This is a genomic window from Chrysanthemum yellows phytoplasma (assembly GCF_000803325.1).
GTDB classification, from domain to species: Bacteria; Bacillota_I; Bacilli_A; order Acholeplasmatales; family Acholeplasmataceae; genus Phytoplasma; species Phytoplasma asteris.
Genome location: NZ_JSWH01000022.1, coordinates 1 through 5,781, shown reverse-complemented (window position 1 = coordinate 5,781; position 5,781 = coordinate 1). Strand labels below are relative to the sequence as shown.

Annotated in this window: 4 protein-coding genes and 1 pseudogene; 1 reads left to right on the top strand and 4 read right to left on the bottom strand. The window is 32.3% G+C overall.

Translation table 11 applies throughout. From position 1 onward, the window contains the following. Positions 1–373: 373 nt before the first annotated feature. Positions 374–1,426 carry a class 1b ribonucleoside-diphosphate reductase subunit beta gene (gene nrdF / locus OL66_RS00430; RefSeq protein WP_011160430.1) on the bottom strand — a complete coding sequence of 351 codons (1,053 nt, stop codon included), beginning with the start codon at positions 1,424–1,426 and terminating at the stop codon, positions 374–376. A 384-nt stretch (positions 1,427–1,810) separates the two neighbouring features. After that, a complete protein-coding gene (nrdE, locus tag OL66_RS00425) occupies positions 1,811–4,354 on the bottom strand; it encodes a class 1b ribonucleoside-diphosphate reductase subunit alpha (RefSeq protein ID WP_034172029.1) in 2,544 nt (847 codons plus the stop codon). 361 nt (positions 4,355–4,715) lie between these two features. Between nrdE and OL66_RS03810 the strand changes: the two genes are divergently transcribed. Beyond that, on the top strand, positions 4,716–4,868 hold the full coding sequence (locus OL66_RS03810) for a hypothetical protein (RefSeq protein WP_156956336.1): 153 nt from the start codon (positions 4,716–4,718) through the stop codon (positions 4,866–4,868). A gap of 36 nt (positions 4,869–4,904) precedes the next feature. Here the strand turns inward: OL66_RS03810 and OL66_RS00420 are convergent, their stop codons facing one another. Together OL66_RS00420 and OL66_RS04525 are read right to left on the bottom strand one after the other, a co-directional pair. Continuing rightward, positions 4,905–5,330, bottom strand: a complete 426-nt coding sequence (locus tag OL66_RS00420) for a hypothetical protein (RefSeq protein ID WP_052177921.1) — start codon at positions 5,328–5,330, stop codon at positions 4,905–4,907. A 23-nt stretch (positions 5,331–5,353) separates the two neighbouring features. Further along, a pseudogene (locus OL66_RS04525) lies at positions 5,354–5,764 on the bottom strand (ATP-dependent zinc metalloprotease FtsH); the annotation flags it as partial. Between the last annotated feature and the right edge of the window lie 17 nt (positions 5,765–5,781).

Here is a 5,781-nt window from a genome sequence, read left to right as displayed (position 1 = left end):
ATAATAAATTATGAATTAATTTTTTGTTAGAAATGATAAATTGCAAAATTATAAAACACACAAGAAACAAAAAAAACAGCAAATTATTTATTACATTCGCATGTTTTATTTTCTTTTTTAGCACATGGACATGTTTTATTTTCTTGTAACATTTTTTATAACCTCCTTTTTAATCTTTCCCTCATTGATATGTTTTTTTCTTCCCAAAAAAACGCCAATGAATTAATTTTATTTTTCCACTAAAAAGAAAGTTTGCAACAAAAAAATACTTATTTTAGTATAAAAAGAAAGGAATTATGATAAAACTAAATGTTTTTTAAAACAAAAAAAGCTAGTTTAAAAACTAGTCTTTTTTTTTATTGTTGATTGTGTCTTAAAAATAAAAATCTTCATCTTGCAACGCCTCAGAGCGCATTTTTTGATAACCGTTTCCCTTCATAGAAAAGTTATCCATAGTTTTAGTCTCAGTATTAAGTCCATTAATGATAACAGGATTTACATTTTCGGATGGAAAAAAAGCATCAAATCCCAAATTCATTAAAGCTTTATTGGCATTATAACGCACAAATTTATTAACATCATCTTCTAAATTTAGTTTATGATAAATGGCATGAACTAAGGAAGTTTGGGCTTGATAGAGTTGTTGCATCAAATCATCTAACCATGTTTTTAAAGTTTGTTGGGTAGGCTTATCAAACAGTTGATAAATTTCAGTTGCAAGACGCCCCACATAAACACCATGAATACTTTCATCACGAATAATTAAATTAATAATTTCTCCTGATTGCATCAATTTACCTTGACCATAAAAATATAAAGAATAGTAAAAACCACTGTAAAACAACCAAGTTTCTAAAAAAACCGATACTGCCATAGCTTGCCACTGAGTTTTTTTAAATTCCAATTCACTAAATTGTAAGGAGGATTGTTTTTTCAAATAAATTTGGTCTTCCAAAGCCTCATAAACTTTTACAATTACTTGCATCATAGTTTGAAGGCTTGTTTGCTGGTTGCCCCACAAAAAAAGTTGATTAATTTCTTTGTTAGTTAAATAGCTCATAAAAATATTAGAATAACTTTTAGCATGTACTGCATTTTCCATAGCTCCCATAAAATTAAGGGTAGCTTTTTTTTGGTGTTCATGTTCTTCTAACGAACGAGCAATAACAGGCATACCCAAATCACCTTGATAAGTATCTAAAAAAGTAAGAACTAAAAGATTGCGGGAATAAGCAGTTTTTTCTTCTAAGGTAAGTTCACTCCAAGCAGCAAGATCACCTTGCAAACTGATATCTTCAGGACGCCAAAATTGGCTTAAATTTTGTTCATAAAAAAAATGGGTATATTTGTCTTCTAACACATTCCAGTTAGCTCCTTGAAAAGGGCTTTTAGAAGTTGGGTGGGGTTGGGAATTTTTGGTTTTCATTGATTTACTCCTTTTTTCTTTTAGGGTTTTTGAATTTTTCAGTATAAATTAATTGGGATAAAATTGAAAGGGTTGTGATTTGGGATTGTAATTTGGAAAATAATGAAGGATTGATTGGGGTTGATTTGCATTTTGATAAGTTAGTATTTATATTTTTGGAAAATAATGAAGGTATTTATTTTGATATAAAAAGGGGTTGAGGCAAGAAATAATCGTTGTTAAGAATAAAAAAAGACTATCCATTTGATAGCCTTATTTTAGCAAAAACAAAATCACAAAACCAAGTACGAGAAGCAATCAAAAGTGCCTGAGATTTATAAATATAGTGTATTAATGAAAGTTTTATTCCATTAATTATTTTTTATTCGGTTTTATAGGGTGTTTTTAAACACCACAAGCCTCACATTCATCAATTTTTAGCTTTTGGGTTCGTGTGTAATAAAGGGTTTTTATCTTTTTATGATGAGCATAAAGATAGTATTTTTGTAATTCACGCGTAGTAATATCAGATGTAATACCAAGTTCAAACGAAATACCTTGATCAACGTGCTTTTGGGCAATGGCAATAACATCAATGAGGTCGTATTTGTTCATTTTATAAGCAGTGGTGTACATAAAGGAAGTTTGTTTTAAGGCAGGCATTGGACAGTAAGTTTTGGAGTTGCCATAGGTGCGTTCCTCTACTAATTGTTTTACAGGAGTCAAAGAAGGAGTTGCTCCCATAATGTATCCAATTGAGCCGTTTGGAGCCACTGCGAGGCGATGAGAATTGTAGAGCCCAAATTGAATAACATCTTGTTTGAGTTGGTGCCAATCGTTTTGCGTGGGCAAGGTGATGTTTTGGAACATTTTTTTGATTTTGGCAGTTTTGGGTAAAATTTCACCGCGATTGTCAAAATAACTACCATCAGCGTATTTGGATTGTTCAAAACGATAAAACTTTTTACCTGTGGTTTTAGCTTTATTGCAAGAATGAAGAAGGCTGTAAAAATTAACGGCATTGAAAAAAACATCAATTAAATCTTTGTTTTCTTCACTTCCAAAAGCAATGTAATTTTGAGCTAAAAAACCGTGATGACCCATAATTCCAAAACCTACACTGCGGTTAAGAAAATTAGCTTTGGCAACAGCTGGCACATAACTAATGTTAGTGTTTTCAGAAACACAGTTCATTACTTCCATCGCCATAAAAACAGTTTCTTGAATGGTATTGTTAGTAATCATGTTTCCCATGTGTCCTGATGCTAGATTGCATGAAACGTCCATACCAATTTCGTCTTGTTGGGTTTGATGGTAATCTTTGTAATGTGAAGTGATAGTGGGTTGGAGGATTTCAGTACATAAATTAGAAAACTTGACTTTCAGATCGGAAGTGTTTGCTTGATTGGTGTTGTCGCAAAACATTAAGTAAGGATAGCCTGATTCGCCTTGCATGTGGGCAATAAGTTCTAAGAGTTGGCGTGGATTAATGGCTTTTTTTTGCACTTTGGGATTGGCAACTAAAATATCGTACCAATAGTCCATATCAACTGCGACGTCAGCAAAATTTTTGCCGTATTCTAAGAAAACAGTGTGCGGGAAAAAGGTATACATAACTTCGTTGTTGCGGGCAAGTTCAATCATTTTATTAGGAACTACAACGCCCAAAGATAAAGTTTTGACACGAACATCCTCGTCAGCGCTTAATTTTTTCGTACTTAAAAAATCAATGATATCGGAGTGAAAAACGTTCAAATAAACAGCGCCAGCACCTGTACGTTGTCCCATTTGATCAGCATAACGGAAACTGTGGTCTAATAATTTGCACACACCTACAACACCTTTACACACGCCTTTGATGCCTTTGATAGATTCACCTTTGGCACGCAAATTAGTGATGTTAATCGAAACGCCACCGCCAATTTTGGAAAGTTGCATCGAAAATTCATTAATGCGGGCAATGTCGTTTAAAGAGTCACCAGCTTCTAACAAAAAGCAAGAGACAAATTCGCCACGATGTTTTTTGCCTGTGTTGAGCAAAGTGGGAGTTGCAGGAGTAAAGTCTTGGTTGATTAAGGATACAATGAGGCGTTTGGCAATTTCAAAGTCACCTTTGGCATGATAAAGGGCGTTTACTGACAAGCGGTCTTCGTAGGTTTCTAAATAGTGTTGTTTGTCACGAGTTTTAAGGGCGTAATCGTGGTAAAATTTGAAAGCTCCCATAAAAGTTGGGAAAGTGAAATTTTTTTGGTAGGCAATTTGGTAGATTTCTTTAATTTGCGAGTGGGTGTATTTTTGCAAAAAAGCACTTTCATAATATTCGTTTTCTTGTAAAAAAGTTAATTTTTCTTGCAAAGTGGCAAAACGTTTTAGTTTGGGCAAAACTCCTTCTTGCAAAAAACTTTGTAAAGCTTCTTTATCTTTATTGAGGTCTTTGATGTTTCCTTGTTCGTCAATAATTTGATTGTTGAGTGTAATCCAAGGTGGCAAGACGGTTTTTTTTGGGGTGAGTGTTTGAAGTTGTGCTTGCGTTTGGGATTGATAAGAAGGTAATTTTTGGTCGTTACAATAGCAAGCAAGCCATTTTTTTAAAAAAGCTCTTTCTTCTGGCATGCCCGAACCTTCGAATTTGAGAACCAAAGGCACATTGTAAGTAGAAGCGATGGTGTCGCCTGCTTTGCCATAGTTTTTGCCCCAATTTTTATTGCCAGACACAGCAACACCTATTACTTTGGTAGCGTTTTTGTCTAAAAAAGTTTTGGCATCATCAGATACTTGTCCAAATTTCACACTGCGAGTAAGTAAAAAAACGTTTTCATCGGTTAATTTGGAAAGGGCATCTTGGATATGTTGAAAGGAAAAGTCTAGACTTTGAGCCATTTCATAAACTTGACCTTGCAAGAGACCATCATAAATAACTTTAATTTTTTTGGGAAATAAGGCTGGCATTAAAAACTCCTTTTGCTTCTTTGGCTTTTTTTGTGATTTTTTTTGCAGTTTGATTTAATTCATATTTGCATTTCAATAATGCATTTCAGTTAATTTAATACATGAAAAAGTTAAAATTGTTTGAAATAAATTAGCTTACTGTCAAATATATTACGTATTTTAAATAATAAATTAAATTTGCATCCATTATATTATTATTCTAATAATATGTATTTTATATTAATATTATATCAAAAGAAAAAAATATAGCGGCATTAAATGGATTAAAAAACATATTTTAGAAAAGGCTAATTCGTCAAAATAATTCGTCCAAGTATAGAATAAATATTTAAGCTACCAAACTATTTAGGTAATTGAGCAGATGCAAAATGAAAAACAAAGTAAGAAAAACATGAATGTAGGAGGGGATAAACATGCAAATGGGCTTTTAGAAATGCAAGAAAACTCTTTAAAAAAAAGACCAACTCAAAAGTTGGTCTTTATATTATTAAAAAATATTAAGTTGTCTAAATAAATGAAACAGTTAGAAAGTTTTGAAACAGTTAAAAAATTATGAACGTAACTTATCCACTAACTCTTTATTATTGAGCAAAATCCTATTTATATCATTTGGATATAAAGTTTTTTTATTATATAATTCTTGAGCTATTTTTTCCCAAAGTTCTTTATTATTTTCTATAATTGTGCAAGCTTGTTTGTATAATTCTTGAATATCTACTTGGTCAAAACTATTATTTTCCATCAATTTTTTTTCAATAACGTTTGTATAATCATCATCAATGCCAGAAAATATTTGTTCTTTTGAAATTTTGCCTTGATTAGCCAATATTTGTTGAGCTGCAGCCCCACCCCAATATAACAAAGTCATAGGTTTCCAAATACCTTGTGTTTGAATATTTGTCAATGAATTATAACCCGAAGTTGTTGATCCATCAGAAGTGGTTTTTTGAATACAAATTTTATGTATAGCAAACATAGAAGGGAACTTTAAAGTTAATATAGATTATAACCGCCCGAATTCCCACGCGGAATAATAGTTATCTTTTGCACCTTTTGGGCATGTTCCAACTTAAGTCCTATAATAGCGTGTCCTGCTTCATGATAAGCTACCATTTTTCGTTCTTCTTCGCTGTATTTAATTGATTTTTTGGCAGGACCCATCAAAACACGGTCAATTGCTTCTTCTAATTCTTGTTTAGTAATTAATTCTTTTTGATTTCTTACAACTAAAATTGAGGCTTCATTGAGGACAGCTGCAAGTTGAGCGCCACTAATTCCTGGAGTTTGTTTTGCTATTTGATAAAAATCAACACTTGGAGCAATTTTTTTGTTTCTGGCGTGTACTTTTAAAATAGCTTGTCTTGCTTTAAGGTCGGGTAAGCCTACATTAAATTGTCTATCAAATCTTCCTCAAGGGGTTTTTGTAG

Coding starts and splice junctions, on each gene's coding strand:
- nrdF (WP_011160430.1), bottom strand. CDS start 1,426: ATGAAAACCAAAAATTCCCAACCCCACCCAACTTCTAAAAGCCCTTTT.
- OL66_RS03810 (WP_156956336.1), top strand. CDS start 4,716: ATGCAAAATGAAAAACAAAGTAAGAAAAACATGAATGTAGGAGGGGAT.
- nrdE (WP_034172029.1), bottom strand. CDS start 4,354: ATGCCAGCCTTATTTCCCAAAAAAATTAAAGTTATTTATGATGGTCTC.
- OL66_RS00420 (WP_052177921.1), bottom strand. CDS start 5,330: ATGTTTGCTATACATAAAATTTGTATTCAAAAAACCACTTCTGATGGA.